We start from the raw sequence: 17,324 nt of genomic DNA on the forward strand, positions 1-17,324 counted from the left end.
TGCCAAGGTCAATCCCGACGCGCCCTTCGACAAGATCTGCTACATCGGCTGCGGGGTGACCACCGGCGTGGGCGCGGCCATCAACACCGCCAAGGTCGAGCAAGGCGCGACCGCGGTGGTCTTCGGCCTCGGCGGCATCGGGCTCAACGTCATCCAGGGCCTGAAACTTGCCGGCGCCGACATGATCATCGGCGTCGATCTCAACAACGACAGACGAGCCTGGGGCGAGCGCTTCGGCATGACGCATTTCGTCAATCCGAAGGAGATCGACGGCGACATCGTTCCCCATCTCGTCAACATGACCAAGCGCGGCGCCGACCAGATCGGCGGCGCCGACTATACGTTCGACTGCACCGGCAACACCAAGGTGATGCGCCAGGCGCTGGAGGCTTCGCATCGCGGCTGGGGCAAGTCGGTGGTCATCGGTGTGGCGGGCGCCGGCCAGGAGATCTCGACGCGGCCCTTCCAGCTGGTCACCGGGCGGACCTGGATGGGCACCGCCTTCGGCGGCGCGCGCGGCCGCACCGACGTGCCCAGGATCGTCGACTGGTACATGGACGGCAAGATCGAGATCGACCCGATGATCACCCACACGCTGAAGCTCGAGGACATCAACAAGGGTTTCGACCTCATGCATGAGGGCAAGTCGATCAGGAGTGTCGTGGTTTACTGAGGGCGGCCCACACGCCGCGGGCCCGAGGACATCCCCGCTTGGACCGACAGGAGCCCTGTCGGCTTGAGAAGGCGGGCCACAGAAATGCCCGGACTTTTCGCTACCTCCAGCCTCCCGGCCAGGTCGGCGTGTTCCCAAAGTCCGGCGTCGACCGGCGGCGTGACCAAGGTGCACCTCGGTTACGCCGCCGGTGCTGTTTGCAGGGCTGAAGGTTGCGGGTGCGGCGGCCGGCAGCTATGTCGGACGGAAAGGTCATGACGAAAAGGCAGAGTTGATGAAAGTCGTTTCCACGTCCAAGTCGCATGGCGGCGTCCAGGGTGTTTATTCGCACGCTTCAGAGGTCTGCGCCTGCGATATGACCTTTGCCGTCTTCGTGCCGCCGCAGGTCAACGATGGGCCGGTGCCGGTGCTGTGGTATCTTTCGGGTCTCACCTGCACCCATGCCAATGTCATGGACAAGGGCGAGTACCGGCGCCTGGCGGCCGAGCTTGGCCTCATCGTGGTCTGCCCCGACACCAGCCCGCGCGGTGCCGATGTGCCGGACGAGAAGGATAATTGGCAGTTCGGCTGCGGCGCCGGTTTCTATGTCGATGCGACGCAGCAGCCTTACGCCAGGAACTACCGTATGTATTCCTACGTCCTCGACGAGCTGCCGGGATTGATCGCCGCGAACTTCCCTGCCGACATGGCGCGCCAGGGAATATCGGGTCATTCGATGGGCGGACACGGCGCTTTGACGATCGCGCTGAAGAACCCCGACCGCTTCAGGAGTTGCTCGGCCTTCGCGCCGATCGTTCAGCCGACGACCGCTGGCTGGTCGCGGCCTGCGCTCGAGAAATATCTCGGCGCCGACGACAGGGACTGGCGCGCCTATGACGCCACGCTGCTTATCGAGGACGGCCGCCGTTTTGGCGAGTTCCTGGTTGATCAGGGCACGGCCGATGGGTTCCTTGACGAAGGCCTTCGTCCGTGGCTGCTCGATGAAGCCTGCAAGAAGGCCGGCATCGACCTCACCTTGCGCATGCAGGAAGGCTACGATCATTCCTACAACTTCATCTCGACCTTCATGGACGATCACCTGAAGTGGCACGCCGCTCGGCTAGGCTGAAGAACCGCCGGCATTATCAGCAGTAGGGCCTGTGCATCGGCGAAGGCGACATAGCCAGGGCGCAAGCGGCGCACGGGTCCGCGCCCGATATCGCGGGCGAGGGCATCGTCAATCCCTATGCGATGATCGAATCCACCCGCATGCTGCTGCAATGGCTTGGCCACAACCGCGGCGCCATCGTCGCTGCCATCGAGAAGGAAACTGAAAATGTCCTCGCATAGGATCGCTGTCATCGGCGGTGACGGTATCGGGCCGGAGGTCGTCGAAGCCGGCGTGAAGGTGCTGGAAGCCCTGACCGCTGTCGAGCCGGGTCTGGCCTTCGACTTCAAGCGCTTCGACTGGGGCTCCGACTATTACCGCCGCAACGGCCGCATGATGCCGCAGGACGGCCTCGGGCAATTGGAGGGCTTCGATGCGATCTATTTCGGCTCGGTCGGCGATCCGAACCTTCCCGACGACGTCACCCTCTGGGGGCTGCGCCTGGCCATCTGCCAGGGGTTCGACCAATACGCCAACGTGCGGCCGACGCGCCTCTTGCCAGGGCTGACCGGCCCGTTGCGGCCCGATCTCGGCAAGCAGATTGACTGGGTGATCGTGCGCGAAAACAGCGAAGGCGAATATGCCGGCGTCGGTGGTCGCGCCCATCGCGGACTGCCTATCGAGGTCGGCATGGATGTCGCCGTCTTTACCCGCGCCGGGATAGAACGCATCGCACGTTTCGCCTGCGAGCTTGCGCTGTCGCGCCCCCGCAAGCTTCTGACAGTTGTCACCAAGTCGAATGCGCAGCGTCACGGCATGGTTCTGTGGGACGAAGTCGTGCGCGGCGTGCTTCGCGACTATCCCGGTCTCAGCGTCGACTGGATGCTGGTGGACGCCATGACCCAGCGCATGGTCAATAAGCCCGGCAGCATCGACACGGTTTTGGCGACCAACCTGCATGCCGACATCCTCTCCGACCTGGCCGCCGCGCTGGGTGGATCACTCGGCATCGGCTCGACGTCGAACATCGATCCCTCGCGCAGCCGGCCGTCCATGTTCGAACCCATCCACGGTTCGGCCTTCGACATTGCCGGCAAGGGCGTCGCCAATCCGCTCGGATCGTTCTGGACGGCGAGCCTGATGCTTGAGCATCTCGGCGAGCAGGCCGCCGCGCGGCGCCTCATGGTTGCGATCGAGCTTGTCACGGACCGGGCGGAATATCTCAGCCCCGATCTCGGTGGCACCGCGAGCACCGCCGAGGTTACCGCCGCGGTGATCGCGGCCCTTCTCGCCAATTAGCGCGGCACGAGCAGGCAAGCACGTCACCGAGGGCGGTGGCCTCAGGGAGTTCGCGCGCCTTCGGCGTCCGTCCCCCGATATTTCACATGCTCTATGAACGCGCGCAGCTTGGGCAAGACCTGGCGTCTGTCGGGATAATACAGAAAAACGCCCGGCGTCGTGACGGCGAAGGGCGTGAGCAACGCTTGCAACCGGCCATCGGCAATCGGGGCTTCGGTGAGAGGGCCTGGCACCTGTGCAAGTCCGACACCTTGGATCGCCGCGCCAAGCAGTGTCGGGTAATCATGCGCGACCAGCGGCCCGGAGACGATTGCCTCGACGGTCTTGTTGCCGTCGATGAAGGGCCAAGGCGCGATCGATCCGTTGGAGCGGCGCATGCGCAGGCAGGCATGGCCGCGCAGATCGTCGAGGCGCTCCGGCCGTTTCTGCCGGCGCAGATAGCCAGGGCTGCCGACGACCACGAGCGGGAACGGCGGCGTCAGCCGAACCGCGACCATGTCGGCGGCGATGAACTGGCCGAGCCGGATGCCGGCGTCGAACCCCTCGGCCGCCAGGTCGACCAGCTCACCGCTTGCGGCGATCTCCACCTCTACTTCGTGATAGGCCTGGCAAAAGGATGCCACCAGCGGCTCCAGCAGGATCGGCACCACGGCGCGCGGCACAGAGAGGCGCAACAGCCCGGTCGGCCGCTGCCCAAGTTCACGTGCGACTTCGCTTGCGGCGACCAGTTCCTCGAAAGCGGGCTTTGCGCGCGAAAGGAACCGTTCGCCGGCTTCGGTCAGGCCGACGCTGCGCGTCGTGCGCATGAAGAGCGCCGCACCGACGCGCACCTCGAGCGCGCGCACCGCCTGGCTGATCGCCGATGGCGTGACGCCGAGCTCCGCGGCCGCTTTTCGGAAGCTGCGGTGTTGCGCGACGCCGAGGAACGCCTCCACGCCGTCGAGCGCACCTTTCCGGATTGTGAAGTTCTGCTTCATGCCCCGTCAACATTATCGCGAATAGTCGACCGCTGGAAGCGGGCGTAAATTGCGCCTTACATCTCTTGGGAGGCCATATGTCGCCTGCAACCATTTTCCTGTTACATCTCGCTCTAGGCTACGTGCCTTGGCTGCTCTGCGTCGGCGTGTATGTCTTGCCCCGGCTCAGATCCGTCAACCTGGTCGAGGCGCAACGTGCCATCGCCACGCTGCACAGCTTCCGCTTCTTCGGGCTTGTCTTCATCGTTCCAGGCGTCGTCGGGCGCGATTTGCCGGCTGATTTCGCCACCTTCGCCGCCTATGGCGACTTCGCAACCGGAGTGTTGGCCATGCTGGCGCTTTTGACGACGAGGATACGTCCGCTGTTCTGGTTGTCCGTCGTCGCGTTCAATCTCGTGGGGACGATCGATATCGCCGTCGACTACTATCACGGCAGCCAAGCCGGTCTTCCTGAGCTGGCGGGGCAGTTGGGTGCTGCATACGCGATCCCCGTAATCTATGTCCCACTGCTGATGATCACGCACGTCGTCGCGTTCTACCTGATGGTGCGCCCCCAGATCCAGGCAGCTCGAGTCTTCGCAGGCGACGCGGCCGCATCTCCGTGAGGCAGCAAGTGCCGGTGTACCGGCGCGCCGCGGCGCAGACGCTTCGCGGCGCGCGGGTATTCGACTAATAGGTCGTGCGCCCGCCCGACAGGTCGAAGGTCGAGGCGGTGGTGAAGCTGTTTTCCTTTGAGACGAGCCAAGCGACCATGGCGGCGGCCTCGTCGACCTCCAGCAGACGGCCGCGTGGAATGCGCGAGCGCATGTATTCGATGTGCTCGGGCGTGAGCTGTTCGAGGATTCGAGTCTGCGCGGTGGCCGGCGAGATGCAGTTGACTGCAATGTCATATTGCGCGAGCTCCTTGCCGAGCGATTTGGTCATGCCGATGACCGCCGCCTTCGAAGCGGAATAGGCGGCGGCGTTGGGATTGCCTTCTTTGCCAGCGACGGAAGCGATGTTGACGATCCGCCCGTAATTGCGCGCCTTCATCCCGGGCACTACGGCGCGGTTGACGTAGAAGGTGCCGTTGACGTTGATGTCGATGATCTTCTTCCACGTCTCTATGTCGTAGCTGTCGAGCGGGGCGGCGGGACCGGCAATGCCGGCAGAATTGACCAGGATGGAGATTTTGCCGGCGCTCTCCTCGGTTTTTGCCCGCGCGGCGTCCACCGCCTCCCAATCCGCAATGTCGACGACCAGGGTCGTGGCGGCCTTGCCAAGGTCGCGCTTGGCCGCTTCGAGGCGCGCCTCGTCGACGTCCCATAAGGTGACCGTCGCGCCGGAGGCGACGAAACGTTTGGCCATCGCGAAGCCGAGGCCTTGCGCGCCTCCGGTGACCACGGCGTGTTGGCCGTCTAGATCGATCCTGTTCATGCCGAGCGTTCTTTCTGGTTGAGTGAATTGAGGTTGCCCGTTGCGGGCGGGCGATGTCGCTACATGGTGGCGCCGAGATTCCAGGGCACGAACTCATTGTCGCCGTAGCCCAGCGATTCCGATTTGGTACGCCCACCCGATGCCACGCGCAGGATCTCTGCGAAGATCTCCTGGCCTTTGTCGTCCAGCGTGACGCCGTCGAGGATGTCCCCGCAATTGATGTCCATGTCCTCGCGCATCTGCTCGAAAATGAAGGAATTGGAGGCAAGCTTGATCGAGGGCGTCGGCTTGCAGCCGAAGGCCGAACCGCGCCCGGTGGTGAAGCACAATATGTTCGCGCCGCCGGCGACCTGGCCGGTTGCCGAAACCGGATCGTAGCCGGGCGTGTCCATGAAGACGAGGCCGCGTTCGTTGATCGGTTCGGCATATTCCAGCACCGCGCGCAGATTGGTCGTCCCGCCCTTGGCGGACGCGCCGAGCGACTTCTCCAGGATCGTCGTCAACCCGCCGAGCTTGTTGCCGGGAGACGGGTTGTTGTTCATCTCCATGTCGTGCTTGGCTGTGTAGTCCTCCCACCAGCGGATACGCTCGATCAGCTTCTCGCCGACCGCGCGGTTTTCCGCACGCATGGTGAGCAGATGTTCGGCGCCGTAGATCTCCGGCGTCTCGGACAGCACCGCCGTGCCGCCTTGCGCGACAAGCAGGTCCACGGCGGCGCCAAGCGCCGGATTGGCGCTGATGCCGGAATAGCCGTCCGACCCGCCGCATTGCAGCGCGAGCACCAGTTCGGAGGCCGGTTGTGGCGTCCTTTGCGCGGCGTTGACGATGGGCAGCATATGGACGATCGCCTTGACCCCGGCCTCGACCGTGTTGCGTGTGCCGCCGGTCTCCTGGATCGTCATCGTGCGGAAGGTCGTGCTCTCCTCGATGTTGTAGGACTGCATCCAGCGCGGAATCTGGAACGCCTCGCAGCCGAGCCCGACCATCAGCACGCCGCCGACATTGGGGTTCGTGGCAAAACCCCACTGCGTGCGCTTCAAGAGGTCGTAAGCGGGGCCTTTGGTGTCGATGCCGCAGCCAGTGCCATGGACGAGTGAGATCACGCCGTCGACATTGGGATAGTCGCGCAGGATGCCGCAGCGGTTGACCTCTTCCACGATGAAGCGGGCGACACTGGCCGAACAATTCACCGAGGTCAGGACAGCGATGAAGTTGCGCGTCCCGACCTTGCCGCTCGGCCTGCGGTAACCCATGAAGCTCGCGCGCTCGGCTTCAGGGACGACAGGCGTTTGGCTGGCGTTGGTGCCGAACAGATAGTCGCGTTCGAAATTGCGCAGATATACATTGTGCTCGTGAACCCAATCGCCGGCGGCGATCGGCCCGCGGGCGAATCCGATGGTCTGTCCGTATTTCACGACCGGCTCGTCCGAAGCGATGTCGCGGATCGCCATCTTGTGGCCGCGCGGTATGCGCGCCTTCGCGGGGATGTCGCCTGCCTTGTCGCCGATCATCAACGGATCGACCGCCAGAAGGATGTTGTCGGCATGCGAAAGCTGGATGAACCGCGCCATTACGAACTCTGAAAAAGCCCCGCCGGCACAATGCCGCCGAATGGATCGGAATACTAATATAATAGATTGTCAACGGTCAAGCTGCGAACACGGCTCACCAGGCATCGGCAAGCCGGTCGGATGCCAGGTTCGGGACCTCAAACCTGCGCCGCCCGTCTCAGCGCTCAGTCGAGGTCGTCAGTCGAGAAGCTCGGCGGCGACTTCGAGCGTGTTGCGAAATGACGTCTCGAGGTGATGCTCCATTGCCTGTGCGGCGCCCTCGGCGTCGTGACGCTTCAGCGCGTCCAGAATGGCCTCGTGCTGCTCGATCGTCTGCTCGCCATAGCCGGGCTTCGGAATGGCGAGATAGCGGCCGCGATCCATCTGCGCCTTTGAGATGTCGACGGCGCGCCAGATCATCGGCAAGCCGCATATTTCAGCAATGGTGCGGTGAAAGACGTCGTCGAGCTGAATCGCTGTGGCGTACCTGCCGCGCGCAATGGCGAGCTTATGCGCGGCCATGTTGTCTTCCAGCAATTCACAGGCAGCCGGCGTCAGCTTGGCGGCGGCGCGCCTGGCGCTCTCCATCTCCAATGCACGCCGGATGACATAGGCTTCCTCGAGGTCGGCCCGGCTGATGGGAGCAACGTAGGTGCCGGTCTGCGCCAGGATCTTGACGAGCCCTTCGTCGCTGATGCGTTTGACCGCTTCGCGCACGGGCGTGCGCGAGACGCCCAGCGCTTCGGCAATTGCGATCTCATTGATGACCTCACCCGGTTTCAGCCGTCCGACGACGATCATGTTGCGGATCTTGTTGTAGATCTGGTCGCGCAGCGGGAGGGCTCGATTGAGGGTCGAAGGATCTAGATCCATGGAAAATCCCATCGTTCGTCCACCTGAAATGGCAAAATTATTCGAATGTCAAACGGAATGCACCTGCTTGCGACGCCGGGTTCGTTGCGATCCGACGCCAGTGACGGGAGCGGTCAGATCCAGCTTGCCAGAACTATTATATTAGTGCAATAGTGCCGCCCGTTGCGTGATTTTCAGCCTATGGTGAAGTGCCTGGTGCGGATGCGCTGAAAGGGGCCTTCGGGCGGGCTCGAGGTGGGCCGAACCGTGCCTTGAAGTGCATTATACTAACATAACGCTGCCCGCATGCTACCAGGGAGGACCAAGCCCAGATGAGTGCCGCCGCCGATTGTGCCCTGGACATGAGAGGCATCTCCAAGAGTTTTCCCGGCGTGAAGGCCCTGTCGAACGTCAATTTCGCTGTCCGGTTCGGCACCGTCCATGCGGTCGTCGGCGAGAATGGCGCCGGCAAATCGACGCTGATGAAGGTGCTCAACGGATCCTACGCTCCGACCGCCGGCACGATCCTCGTCGGCGGCGCCGAAGTGCGCATGCGGCGTCCCGCCGACGCCCAGGCGCTCGGCATCCGCATGGTGCACCAGGAGATCAATCTTGTTCCCGACCTGACCGTCGCGGAGAACGTCTATCTCGGCCGCATGCCCGGCAAATGGAGCTGGCTGCACAAGGGCGAAATGGTCAGGAAGGCCGCCGCCGTCCTCCACGAGTTGGGCGCGGCCATCAACCCGCGCGCGCGGCTCGGCGACCTGTCGATCAGCCAGCAGCAACTGGTCGAGATCGCCAAGGCCTACGCGGCGCAGCCCAGGATCATCGTGCTGGACGAGCCGACATCGAGCCTGAGCGAGCACGAAACCGCGGCGCTGTTCCGGATCCTTCGCAAGATGCGCGATGACGGCATCGCCATCGTCTACATCAGCCATAGGCTGAAGGAGGTTCTCGAGATCGCCGACGAGGTGACCGTGCTGCGCGACGGCTCAATGATCGAGACCCGTCCGATCGACGGCATAACCGCGGCCGAGATGATCAGGCTGATGGTCGGCCGCGAGGTCGCCAACGTGTTCCCGAAAAGCCCGGCCGCGATCGGCAAGTCCGTGCTGCGTGTCGAACGCATCGGCGACGGGGCGCATTTCCGCGATGTCAGCTTCGATGTGCGCGCCGGCGAGATACTGGGCTTGACCGGACTGGTCGGGGCGGGGCGCACCGAGGTAGCGCGCGCCATCTTCGGCCTGTCGCGGCTGGTGGAGGGAACGGTCAGCGTCAACGGGCGCAAGGTCGCCATCAACTCTCCTTCCGAGGCGGTGCGAGCCGGGATCGCCTACGTCCCCGAGGACCGCAAGGGCGACGGCATCGTTCCGGGCATGTCGGTCCGCGAGAACATCAGCCTGCCGATATTGCGGCGTCTGACCAGCTTCGGCCGCATCAGGCGCAGCGCCGACCGTTCGCTGGCGGCGACCTATGTGAAGCAGTTTTCCATTTCGCCGCCCGACGGGGAGCGGCGCATCAACCTGTTGTCGGGAGGCAACCAGCAGAAGGCGGTCATCGCCAAATGGCTCGCGGCCAAGCCCTCTGTGCTCGTCCTCGACGAGCCGACGCGCGGCGTCGACGTCGGCGCCAAGGCCGAAATCCACAGCATCATCGGCCGGCTTGTCGCCGACGGCATGGCGGTGGTGATGATCTCGTCGGAACTCCCCGAAATCCTCGGCGTCTGCGATCGCGTCGTTGTGATGCGCGACGGCCGCGCATCGGAGCCGCTCGCCCGCGCCGAACTGAGCGAGGAGCGCATCATGGCGCTGGCGACGGGGGAGGCGGCATGACTGATGCGGCCATGGAGACCAGCGGGGCGAACCGCAATGACCGCTTCACGCGCGGCAGCAGGCTTGCCGATGTCCTGTCCAAGGCGGGGCTTGGCTTTGCCATCCTTGCAGTGATGCTCTACGGCTCATTCGTCAGCCCCGCCTTCTTCACCACGGGCAATCTGCTCAACGTCCTGACCTCGATGTCCATTGTCGGCATCGTCGTCGTCGGCATGACTTTCGTGCTTGTGGCAGGCGGCTTGGCCGACCTGTCGGTGCCGGCCACCATCGCCTGCGGGGCCATCCTTTCGCTCGGGCTGCAGCCAATGATCGGGCCGGTTCCTGCCTTCGTCCTGGCGGTGGCGCTTGCGGGCCTTATCGGCCTGCTCAACGGCGTGCTGGTCGGCTATGTCGGTATCAATCCCATCATCGCTACGCTCGGCATCGGCACCATCGGGTTGGGCATCGTGCAGGCGGCCGTCGGCGGCGTCATCGTCTATGGCAACAATCCCGCTTCGGCCGAATTCGCCAAGGGCCGGCTCTTCGGCGTCCCGGTCGTGGTGCTGATTTTCCTGCTGATCGCTCTCATAGGGCATTTCGTCCTCTCGCGCTCCTTCTGGGGCAGGTGGACGCTCGCCACGGGCGGCAATTACAGCGCCGCCGAGGCGAGCGCGGTGCCCGTGCGAGCGGTGAAGGCCGGTGCGTTCGTGATCACGGCGTTGGCTTCGGGCGTCAGCGGCGGCCTGCTGGGCCTGACCTTGCAAAGCGCGCGGCCGCTGATCGGCGCCGGCTACGAGTTCAGCGCCATCACCGCGGTCGTGGTCGGCGGCGTGTCGATTATCGGCGGTTTCGGCTCGGTGCCGAGGGCGATCGCGGGCCTGATCTTCGTGCAGCTTCTGACCAACGTCATGGTGCTCGACGGCGTGCGCACGCCGATCCAGGGTTTTGTCCTCGGCATCCTGATCGTCGGCGCCGTCGGCATGGACGCGGCATTGCGCAAGAGGGGGGTGGCGTGATGAGGTTCCTGGCGCTTGCCTCGCGGCACAGGGTGGTGATCATCCTCGGCCTGACGCTGATCATTTCCGCCTTGGCGGTTCCGGGTTATTTCTCCGCATCGACCCTCGGACTCGGCCTCGACCGGGCGGCGACGATCGGCCTGATCGCCATTGGACTTACGGTGCTTCTGGTCGCCGGCCAGATCGACCTCTCCGGCGGCGCGGTGTTCGCGCTGGCGGGGATCATGTCGGTCATCCTGCAGCGCGAGATCGGCATCCTGCCTGCCGCACTTGTCGGTATCCTGGTCGGCATGCTGGCAGGCGCCATCAACGGCGCGCTGGTCGTCGGGCTGAAGGTGAACTCGCTAGTGCTGACGCTGGCGACGATGCTGATCTTCCGCTCGCTCGCGCATTGGATCACCAACAGCCAGCCGGTGACCGGCACCGACATCATGCTTTCGCTGGCGTTCGCCAAGATCCATCTCGAAATCTTCACCATCCGCAGTGCGCTGTTCATCGTTCTGATCGTGCTGCTGCATGTCTGGCTGACGCGTACCATACCGGGCCGAAATGTCTTTGCGGTCGGGTCCAATCCGGCGGCGGCCAAGGAGAGCGGCATCGCCTCCGATCGCATCGTTTTTCTGGGCTTCGTCTTCGCCGGCACGCTCGCCGGTCTCGCAGGCGTTCTCCAGAGCCTCGTCACCAACACCGGTTCGCCCGTCTTCGGCTCGGAACTGACGGTCGCCGTCATTGCCGCGGTCGTGGTCGGCGGAACCCGCCTCGAAGGCGGCAAGGGATCCGCGCTCGGCACGCTTGGCGGCGTGCTGACGATCGGCTCGCTGACCATCGCGATGGAGTTCCAATCCGTTCCCGCATACGTCCAGCAAGTCGTGTCGGGGCTTATCCTGATCCTGCTCGTCGTGCTCGATCGGGCCGTGACTACCAAGGGGAGGGCGCCGGGCACAGGCCCCGCGCTCATTCGCGACAATCCAATCACTCAAGGAGGAAATACATGATCGGGAGGAAACCTATGGTTGGCAAGAAAAGCATGCTCCACATTACCGCCATGGCGGTAATATTGGCCTCGACGGGCTGGGCCAGTGCAAAGACGGTCTGCTACGTCACGGCCGCGGATTCGCATGCCTATGCGACGCCGGCCAACAAGGCGCTCCAGGCGCGCGCCGGCGAGCTCGGCATCGAGATCCTGAGCCTCAGCCAGGATTTCGACGTCCAGAAGGGCACCGAGCAGCTCAACACCTGCGTCGCGCGCAAGGTTGACGGCATCATCCTGTGGCCGCTCGACCCGCAGGCCTACATACCGGGCCTCGCCCGCGCACAGCAGGCGAACATTCCCGCGATCCTCATCAACTCGCCGATGAGCGACGATGCCAAGCCGTTCATCAAGTCGTTCACCGGGCCCGACGTTTACGAGGAAGGCAAGCTTGCGGCCGACTCGCTCAGCAAGGCGCTTGGCGGCAAGGGTTCCGTCGTCATCATCGCCGGCCAGGCCGGCAACGGCACGACGATCGGCCGCGTCGGCGGCTTCACCGATCGTCTCAAGGAAACCAGCGCCGACATCAAGGTGCTCGATACGGTCAATGCCGATTTCGACCAGCAGAAGGCGCTGGTGGTCAGCCGCGACCTGATCACCCGTTTCGGCGACCAGATCAGCGGCGTCTATGCCAATGACGACACCATGGCGCGCGGCTTCATCGACGCCTGGAAGGAGGCCAATCCGTCCAAGGCGGCACCGCCGATCGTCGGCATCAACGGCCAGAAGGACGCGTTCGAATCGATCCGCACCAACGAAATGTACTCCACCATCGTGCAGTCGCCGGTCGAGGACGGCCGCCTGGCGATCAACACCATGGCGGAGATCATGGACGGCAAGGAGGTCAAGGACCGTTTGCCGATCCCGCTGACGGTCGTCACCAAGGACAATGTCAACGCGGTCGAGCCGGCGTTCTGATCCCTTGGGGCCGGCTCGGCAGAAGCGGGCCGGCTCCTTCATCTCCTGGCGCGGACGGACGATCCGGCTGCGCTGCTCCCGAATGGAAAGGCCTGTCGGCCAGGGCTGCCCGGCACAGTTGGAACTTCCGTTTGCGCCCCGGATTATCCATCCGGGAGAACGCCAATGCCTTCTACGGCCATCCGCAGCACACAGTACGATCCCACCACCAGGGCGCTTTCGGTCTGGTTCGTACCGAGCGGAAACCGCTACGACTACGAAGACGTGGAGCCCGAGACCTACGCTGCCTTCAAAGCCGCCTCTTCCAAGGGGCGCTTCTTCAATGAATTCATACGGGATCGCTACAGGTTTCGTCTGGTCGAACGCGCCCCTGAACGCTGACGAACGCCAGCAACAAGGCGCGGGATCGCGGGACTGTTCGTCGGTCACGAATTCGTGCTGACAGGCATACGCCGAACAAGATCAGCAACTTAATTGCCGGATATTCGTTTCATGATGTCCTCGAGGCCATGAAATGTCTCAAGTTTACGATCTTGCATCCGGTCTGGTGCGGCGGATCTACGAAAAGCGCATCGACGCGCCGGCGATCCTCGATACCGCCAGCGAATTTCCAAACGCCACCAAGTTCACGGCCGCCTGGCAGGCCATCCGCGACGAAGCGCTTGCCGTGGGCAAGGCGCCCCGCTTCCACGACATCATGCCTGAACAGGCCGACATCTCGGCCAATGACGGTCGCGACTGGCGTATGTTCGTGCTCAAGGCTTACGATGTCGCGGTTCCGCAAAACCTCGCGCGAATGCCGGTCCTCGACCGGCTGCTTGCAGAATGCCCTGAGGTGAAGTCGGCGGCGATCTCTTTCCTGGCTCCGGGCAAGCACATTCCCAGCCACCGCGGCCCATTCAGGGGCATAATGAGGTTCCATCTCGGCCTGGTGATCCCTCGACAGGCAGATGGTCGTCCGGCGACGGTCATGATGATCAATCATCAGGAGAGGCGGATCGCCGACGGCGAGTGTCTGTTGTGGGACGACACGTTCCCTCATGAAGTGACAAACAACGCCGACAAGCCTCGCGTGGCCCTGCTTTTGGATATCTGGCGTCCACGAATGCCGCCCGACATGGAAATCCTGTCACGGCTGATCGTCCACGGCGTGCAGGCAGGCATGCGCCGCAGAGGCGTGTCCTTTTCTGCGTGAGGAGAGGCTCGCGGGCCATGGGCTCGCCGAGCGCCTTGGCGCGTCAGTCGCGTGGGCCCGCCACCATCCGTGCGATCCGTGTCATGTCCGTGCTCATTTCGCGGTCGTCGTCAAGCGGGCTGACAAGGGAGCGCACGGCGGCGAAGGTGCGCTGCGGTCCGTCGCCCATGCCGTCGACGACACCGCGCAATTCTACCCCCGTAGCCGCAAAGATCAGTTCCATCGCAACGAGATAACGCAGCCGCTCGACGATCTCGGCTGTCTTGGCCACCACGCGCGGGGCCATCGACGACTGATCCTCGATGCCGTCCGAAACGGCAAGCGGGCTGAGCGACATCGGGTTGGCGAGGTGCCGGATCTCGACTTCCAGCGCGGCAAGCGGTTTCTGCAGCTCCGCGTAGCCCTGGCGGCTCCCACCCCTGGCCGACAGGAAGCGCGGCAGCTCCGCCGTTATCGGCGACATCAGCTTCATGCAACGGTTGGCGGTGCCGACCGCGCAATGCGCAAGCGCCTGGCCGAGCTGTTCCCAGGCCAGCGTCATCGCCGTCAGGTCGAAGTTGCCGTTCGAGACGACCCGCTCGATCTCCGGCAGGATAACCGGGTTGTCGCCCGAATGAGCCAGTTCGATCTCCGTCGCCAGCTTCGCCTGTTCGAACGCATGCAGCAGGCCGCCCCACACCTGCGGCACGCAGCGATAGCTGAGCGGGTCCTGGAGACGCCGCGCGGCGTTGTCCTCCCACAGGCCGCTTCCCGCCAGTTCCGCCCGCAGACGCGCGCCGATCTCGCGCTGGCCGAATGCCGGGCGGGCTGACAGCGCCTCCTCGCTGATTGCGCTGACGGATGAGCGGAATGCCTCATAATTGAGGGCCACGGCAGCCAGCGACCAGTCGATGAGATGGGCGACGTCTTCCAGGCACAGGCATGCCGTTCCGGTCGAAAGGCTGTTCGCGACGATGATGGCGTGGCCGTCCTTCTCGCGCAGGTTGAGTGGTTCGAGCCCGGCGAGAGCCAGCGCCTCGGCGGACGGCATGATCTTGCCCTGGAACTCCGCTTCGCCGTCGCCGCGCAGCGCCCTTGCCATATGCCCGAGGGCGGCAAGGTCCGCCGCCCCGATCGATCCCCAACTGGGGATCACCGGATGAACCCCGGCGTTAAGTGCCGCCACAAGGCCCATGACCACATGTTCGGAGGTGCCGGTGCCGCCGGCCGCCATGCCTGAAATCCTTGCGGCCATAAGCGCCCGCACGGCCTCCGTCGGAAGGGCGGGGCCGATGCCCATACTGTGGCTGAGCGGTACGCTATGCTGGAACGCGATCAGGTCGGCCTGCGCAAGCGGCGTATCCACGCACGCACCGAGACCGGTGGTGACGCCATACATGGGCTTGCCAAGTTGCGTGAGATGCTCGATGAGCGCACGGCTCTCGCGGATGCGGCGCATCGCCTGACCGCCCAACTCGAGGCGGGCGTTGCGCCGTGCGACCTCGGCCACATCAGCCGCACTGAGCGGCTTGCCGTCAAGCACTACCATTCTGAGTGTCATATCCTGCCCCCATGATCGCTGCCGCCAATGCCGCGCGGGCCTCACCGCATGCGGCTGGCGGCTGCCGGTTTTGCTGTTTCCGCGGGCCAAACTGCAAGCCATTCCCGTTCCGAAGGTTTCGCCGCGGCGATCTCGCGTCCATGCCGGGCGCATCGCCGCCGGCTTGCAACTCTTCTCGTACACATGGATACCTATATCCGAGAATGAAGCTTTCCCCTAAGCTGACGATACGTGAAATGGGAGCATGGATTGCGCGGATTTGGCGAAGGCTTGATCGAGAGGCCGCAAACGGTTGCCGAGCAGGTCGCCAATGTCTTGCGCGAGGCCATTGCCAGCGGGACCCTGAAGGCCGGCACGACGTTGCGCCAGGATGATCTGGCCGAGCAGTTTGGCTTCAGCCGGATGCCGATCCGGGACGCGCTTCGTCAGCTCGAGGCCGAAGGCATCGTGTCCATCCACCCGACAAAGGGTGCGCACGTCGCCAGAATGGACGGCGACGAGATCCGAGAGATCTATGCCGTGCGCGAACTGCTCGAGTGCGAGGCACTGCGGCTCTCCATTCCCGGCCTGCCCGGCGGCAAGCTGGACGAGGCCGAACAGGTGCTCGATCAGATCGATGCCGAGCGCAATGTCGGCAGGTGGGGCGTGCTGAACCGGGCCTTTCATCTGGCGCTTTATGACGCCTGCGGCAATCGCCGGTTGCTCGGCCTGATCGAGGCGCACCATAATGCGGCCGACCGCTACGTCCGTATCCTGTTGTCGAACCTCGACTACCGCGCCCGCTCGCAGACGGAGCATCGCGACCTCTTGGCCGCTTGCCGGCGACGCGACGCCGGCAAGGCCGTCAGCGTTTTGACGCAGCATCTGCGCCAAGGCAGCGAGACACTGGTCAACGCCATAGAGGGCGACGGTCTGTCGCGAAATCTTAGAATCTTGTCCAATTCCGATGGGCGCGCGTGACGGGCTATACGCCCTCGTCTAGCCGCTGCCGCCAGGGACGCTGCTTTTCAGCTTGCCTGATTTGATCAAATGGAAGAATTGGTTCTGGATTTCTCCCTGAAAATGCGTTTTGAAGAGCACTCCAAAGAAAAGTGTGATCAAATTGGAAAGGCTGGGCTATTGACGGTGCAAAAGGAAGAGATCGACATCCAGAATGCGCTGGCTCTTGCCGAGCGCTTCACGATGGCTGGCCGGCGCGCCTTGGTGACCGGCGGCAGCGTCAGCATCGGTCGTGAGATCGTGCGGGTTTTTGCCGAGGCGGGCGCCGATGTGGCCGTCCATTTCGCTCGCGACGCCGACGTGGCATTCGGGCAGCCGGATGCGGCCGCCGAAGCTGTCCGTGAAATTCGCGGGAAGGGCAGGCGCGGCGTCGCCATCGATGCTGATTTCGCTCGGGCCGGAGAGGCGGCTCGCTGTGTCCAGGCGGCGATCGAGGCGTTGGGTGGTGTCGACGTGCTTGTCGTCTGCGCCTCGATCCAGTACCGCACGCCTTTCCTCGATCTACCCGCCGAGCAGATCGAGCACCAGATCCAGATCAACTTCAAGGCGACGATCGAATTGCTGCAGGCCGCCTTGCCCGGCATGAAGGACAATGGCTGGGGCCGTGTGCTGACGATCGGCAGCATCAACCAGACGCGGCCCGAATCCGATCTCGCCGTCTATGCCGCGCTGAAGAGCGCGCAGCACAATCTGTCGTTCAACCTTGCCAAGGATTATGCGCCACACGGGGTGACGATCAACAACCTGTCGCCCGGCCTTGTCGTTACCGAGCGCAATCGCTGGCGCCGCGAGGACGCGGCCAGATGGGCGGAGATCCAGAAGGGGTCCGCGCCGATGCAGCGGGCCGGCGAGGCGCGCGAGATGGCGGGAGCGGCGTTGCTGCTTTGCTCCGACGCCGGCAGCTTCATCACCGGGGCGGACCTGCAGGCGACGGGTGGCCGCCATCTCGGCTGGCAATAGC

At 64.1% G+C, this 17,324-nt stretch carries 18 protein-coding genes; 13 read left to right on the forward strand and 5 right to left on the reverse strand.

The genetic code is table 11. From position 1 onward, the window contains the following. The 4 genes from FJ951_RS08595 to FJ951_RS08610 all read left to right on the forward strand — a co-directional run. Window positions 1-673: zinc-binding dehydrogenase (locus FJ951_RS08595; protein ID WP_140514453.1), on the forward strand; the 673-nt coding region annotated here is incomplete at its 5' end. Between the two features lie 274 nt (window positions 674-947). Next, on the forward strand, window positions 948-1,781 hold the full coding sequence (fghA, locus tag FJ951_RS08600; RefSeq protein ID WP_140514455.1) for an S-formylglutathione hydrolase: 834 nt from the start codon (window positions 948-950) through the stop codon (window positions 1,779-1,781). 89 nt (window positions 1,782-1,870) lie between these two features. Beyond that, on the forward strand, window positions 1,871-2,002 hold the full coding sequence (locus tag FJ951_RS08605) for an isocitrate/isopropylmalate family dehydrogenase (RefSeq protein ID WP_246671701.1): 132 nt from the start codon (window positions 1,871-1,873) through the stop codon (window positions 2,000-2,002). Further along, window positions 1,989-3,059 (forward strand): tartrate dehydrogenase, encoded by a 1,071-nt coding sequence (locus tag FJ951_RS08610; protein ID WP_140514458.1) that lies wholly within the window; start codon window positions 1,989-1,991, stop codon window positions 3,057-3,059. Before FJ951_RS08605 ends, FJ951_RS08610 begins: the two co-directional genes overlap by 14 nt. 41 nt (window positions 3,060-3,100) lie before the next feature. On the opposite strand, the gene FJ951_RS08615 is transcribed toward FJ951_RS08610, so the two are convergent. Beyond that, on the reverse strand, window positions 3,101-4,036 hold the full coding sequence (locus tag FJ951_RS08615) for a LysR family transcriptional regulator (RefSeq protein ID WP_140514460.1): 936 nt from the start codon (window positions 4,034-4,036) through the stop codon (window positions 3,101-3,103). Window positions 4,037-4,113: 77 nt separating this feature from the next. Between FJ951_RS08615 and FJ951_RS08620 the strand changes: the two genes are divergently transcribed. After that, a complete protein-coding gene (locus FJ951_RS08620) occupies window positions 4,114-4,641 on the forward strand; it encodes a hypothetical protein (RefSeq protein ID WP_140514462.1) in 528 nt (175 codons plus the stop codon). A gap of 64 nt (window positions 4,642-4,705) precedes the next feature. Here the strand turns inward: FJ951_RS08620 and FJ951_RS08625 are convergent, their stop codons facing one another. The 3 genes from FJ951_RS08625 to FJ951_RS08635 all read right to left on the reverse strand — a co-directional run bounded on the left by FJ951_RS08625 (window position 4,706) and on the right by FJ951_RS08635 (window position 7,875). Next, entirely contained in the window at window positions 4,706-5,452 is a 747-nt protein-coding gene (locus FJ951_RS08625; protein ID WP_140514464.1) for an SDR family NAD(P)-dependent oxidoreductase, read from the reverse strand. A 59-nt stretch (window positions 5,453-5,511) separates the two neighbouring features. Further along, entirely contained in the window at window positions 5,512-7,023 is a 1,512-nt protein-coding gene (locus FJ951_RS08630) for an altronate dehydratase family protein (RefSeq protein ID WP_140514465.1), read from the reverse strand. 177 nt (window positions 7,024-7,200) lie between these two features. After that, the gene (locus FJ951_RS08635; RefSeq protein ID WP_140497544.1) at window positions 7,201-7,875 is read right to left on the reverse strand and encodes a GntR family transcriptional regulator; all 675 of its coding nucleotides are present in this window, start codon (window positions 7,873-7,875) and stop codon (window positions 7,201-7,203) included. 311 nt (window positions 7,876-8,186) lie between these two features. On the opposite strand from FJ951_RS08635, the gene FJ951_RS08640 reads away from it, so the two are divergent. From FJ951_RS08640 to FJ951_RS08665, 6 genes are all read left to right on the forward strand, one after another. Beyond that, window positions 8,187-9,686 (forward strand): sugar ABC transporter ATP-binding protein, encoded by a 1,500-nt coding sequence (locus FJ951_RS08640; RefSeq protein ID WP_140514467.1) that lies wholly within the window; start codon window positions 8,187-8,189, stop codon window positions 9,684-9,686. Beyond that, window positions 9,683-10,681 (forward strand): ABC transporter permease, encoded by a 999-nt coding sequence (locus FJ951_RS08645; protein ID WP_246671696.1) that lies wholly within the window; start codon window positions 9,683-9,685, stop codon window positions 10,679-10,681. Before FJ951_RS08640 ends, FJ951_RS08645 begins: the two co-directional genes overlap by 4 nt. Next, on the forward strand, window positions 10,681-11,676 hold the full coding sequence (locus tag FJ951_RS08650; protein WP_140498090.1) for an ABC transporter permease: 996 nt from the start codon (window positions 10,681-10,683) through the stop codon (window positions 11,674-11,676). The genes FJ951_RS08645 and FJ951_RS08650 overlap by 1 nt, the downstream gene beginning before the upstream one ends. 14 nt (window positions 11,677-11,690) lie before the next feature. Continuing rightward, window positions 11,691-12,629 (forward strand): sugar ABC transporter substrate-binding protein, encoded by a 939-nt coding sequence (locus FJ951_RS08655; protein ID WP_140514469.1) that lies wholly within the window; start codon window positions 11,691-11,693, stop codon window positions 12,627-12,629. Between the two features lie 165 nt (window positions 12,630-12,794). Then, the gene (locus tag FJ951_RS08660) at window positions 12,795-13,010 is read left to right on the forward strand and encodes a KTSC domain-containing protein (RefSeq protein WP_140514471.1); all 216 of its coding nucleotides are present in this window, start codon (window positions 12,795-12,797) and stop codon (window positions 13,008-13,010) included. A gap of 133 nt (window positions 13,011-13,143) precedes the next feature. Further along, window positions 13,144-13,824, forward strand: coding sequence for an aspartyl/asparaginyl beta-hydroxylase domain-containing protein (locus tag FJ951_RS08665; protein ID WP_140514473.1), 681 nt, complete (start codon window positions 13,144-13,146; stop codon window positions 13,822-13,824). Between the two features lie 43 nt (window positions 13,825-13,867). On the opposite strand, the gene hutH is transcribed toward FJ951_RS08665, so the two are convergent. Then, on the reverse strand, window positions 13,868-15,364 hold the full coding sequence (hutH, locus tag FJ951_RS08670; protein WP_140514475.1) for a histidine ammonia-lyase: 1,497 nt from the start codon (window positions 15,362-15,364) through the stop codon (window positions 13,868-13,870). Between the two features lie 249 nt (window positions 15,365-15,613). Between hutH and FJ951_RS08675 the strand changes: the two genes are divergently transcribed. Both FJ951_RS08675 and FJ951_RS08680 read left to right on the forward strand, forming a co-directional pair. Continuing rightward, window positions 15,614-16,324, forward strand: coding sequence for a GntR family transcriptional regulator (locus tag FJ951_RS08675; protein ID WP_246671697.1), 711 nt, complete (start codon window positions 15,614-15,616; stop codon window positions 16,322-16,324). 165 nt (window positions 16,325-16,489) lie between these two features. Further along, entirely contained in the window at window positions 16,490-17,323 is an 834-nt protein-coding gene (locus FJ951_RS08680) for an SDR family oxidoreductase (RefSeq protein WP_246671702.1), read from the forward strand. Window position 17,324 lies beyond the last annotated feature (1 nt).

This window comes from Mesorhizobium sp. B2-2-3 (assembly GCF_006442405.1).
Classification (GTDB): Bacteria; Pseudomonadota; Alphaproteobacteria; order Rhizobiales; family Rhizobiaceae; genus Mesorhizobium.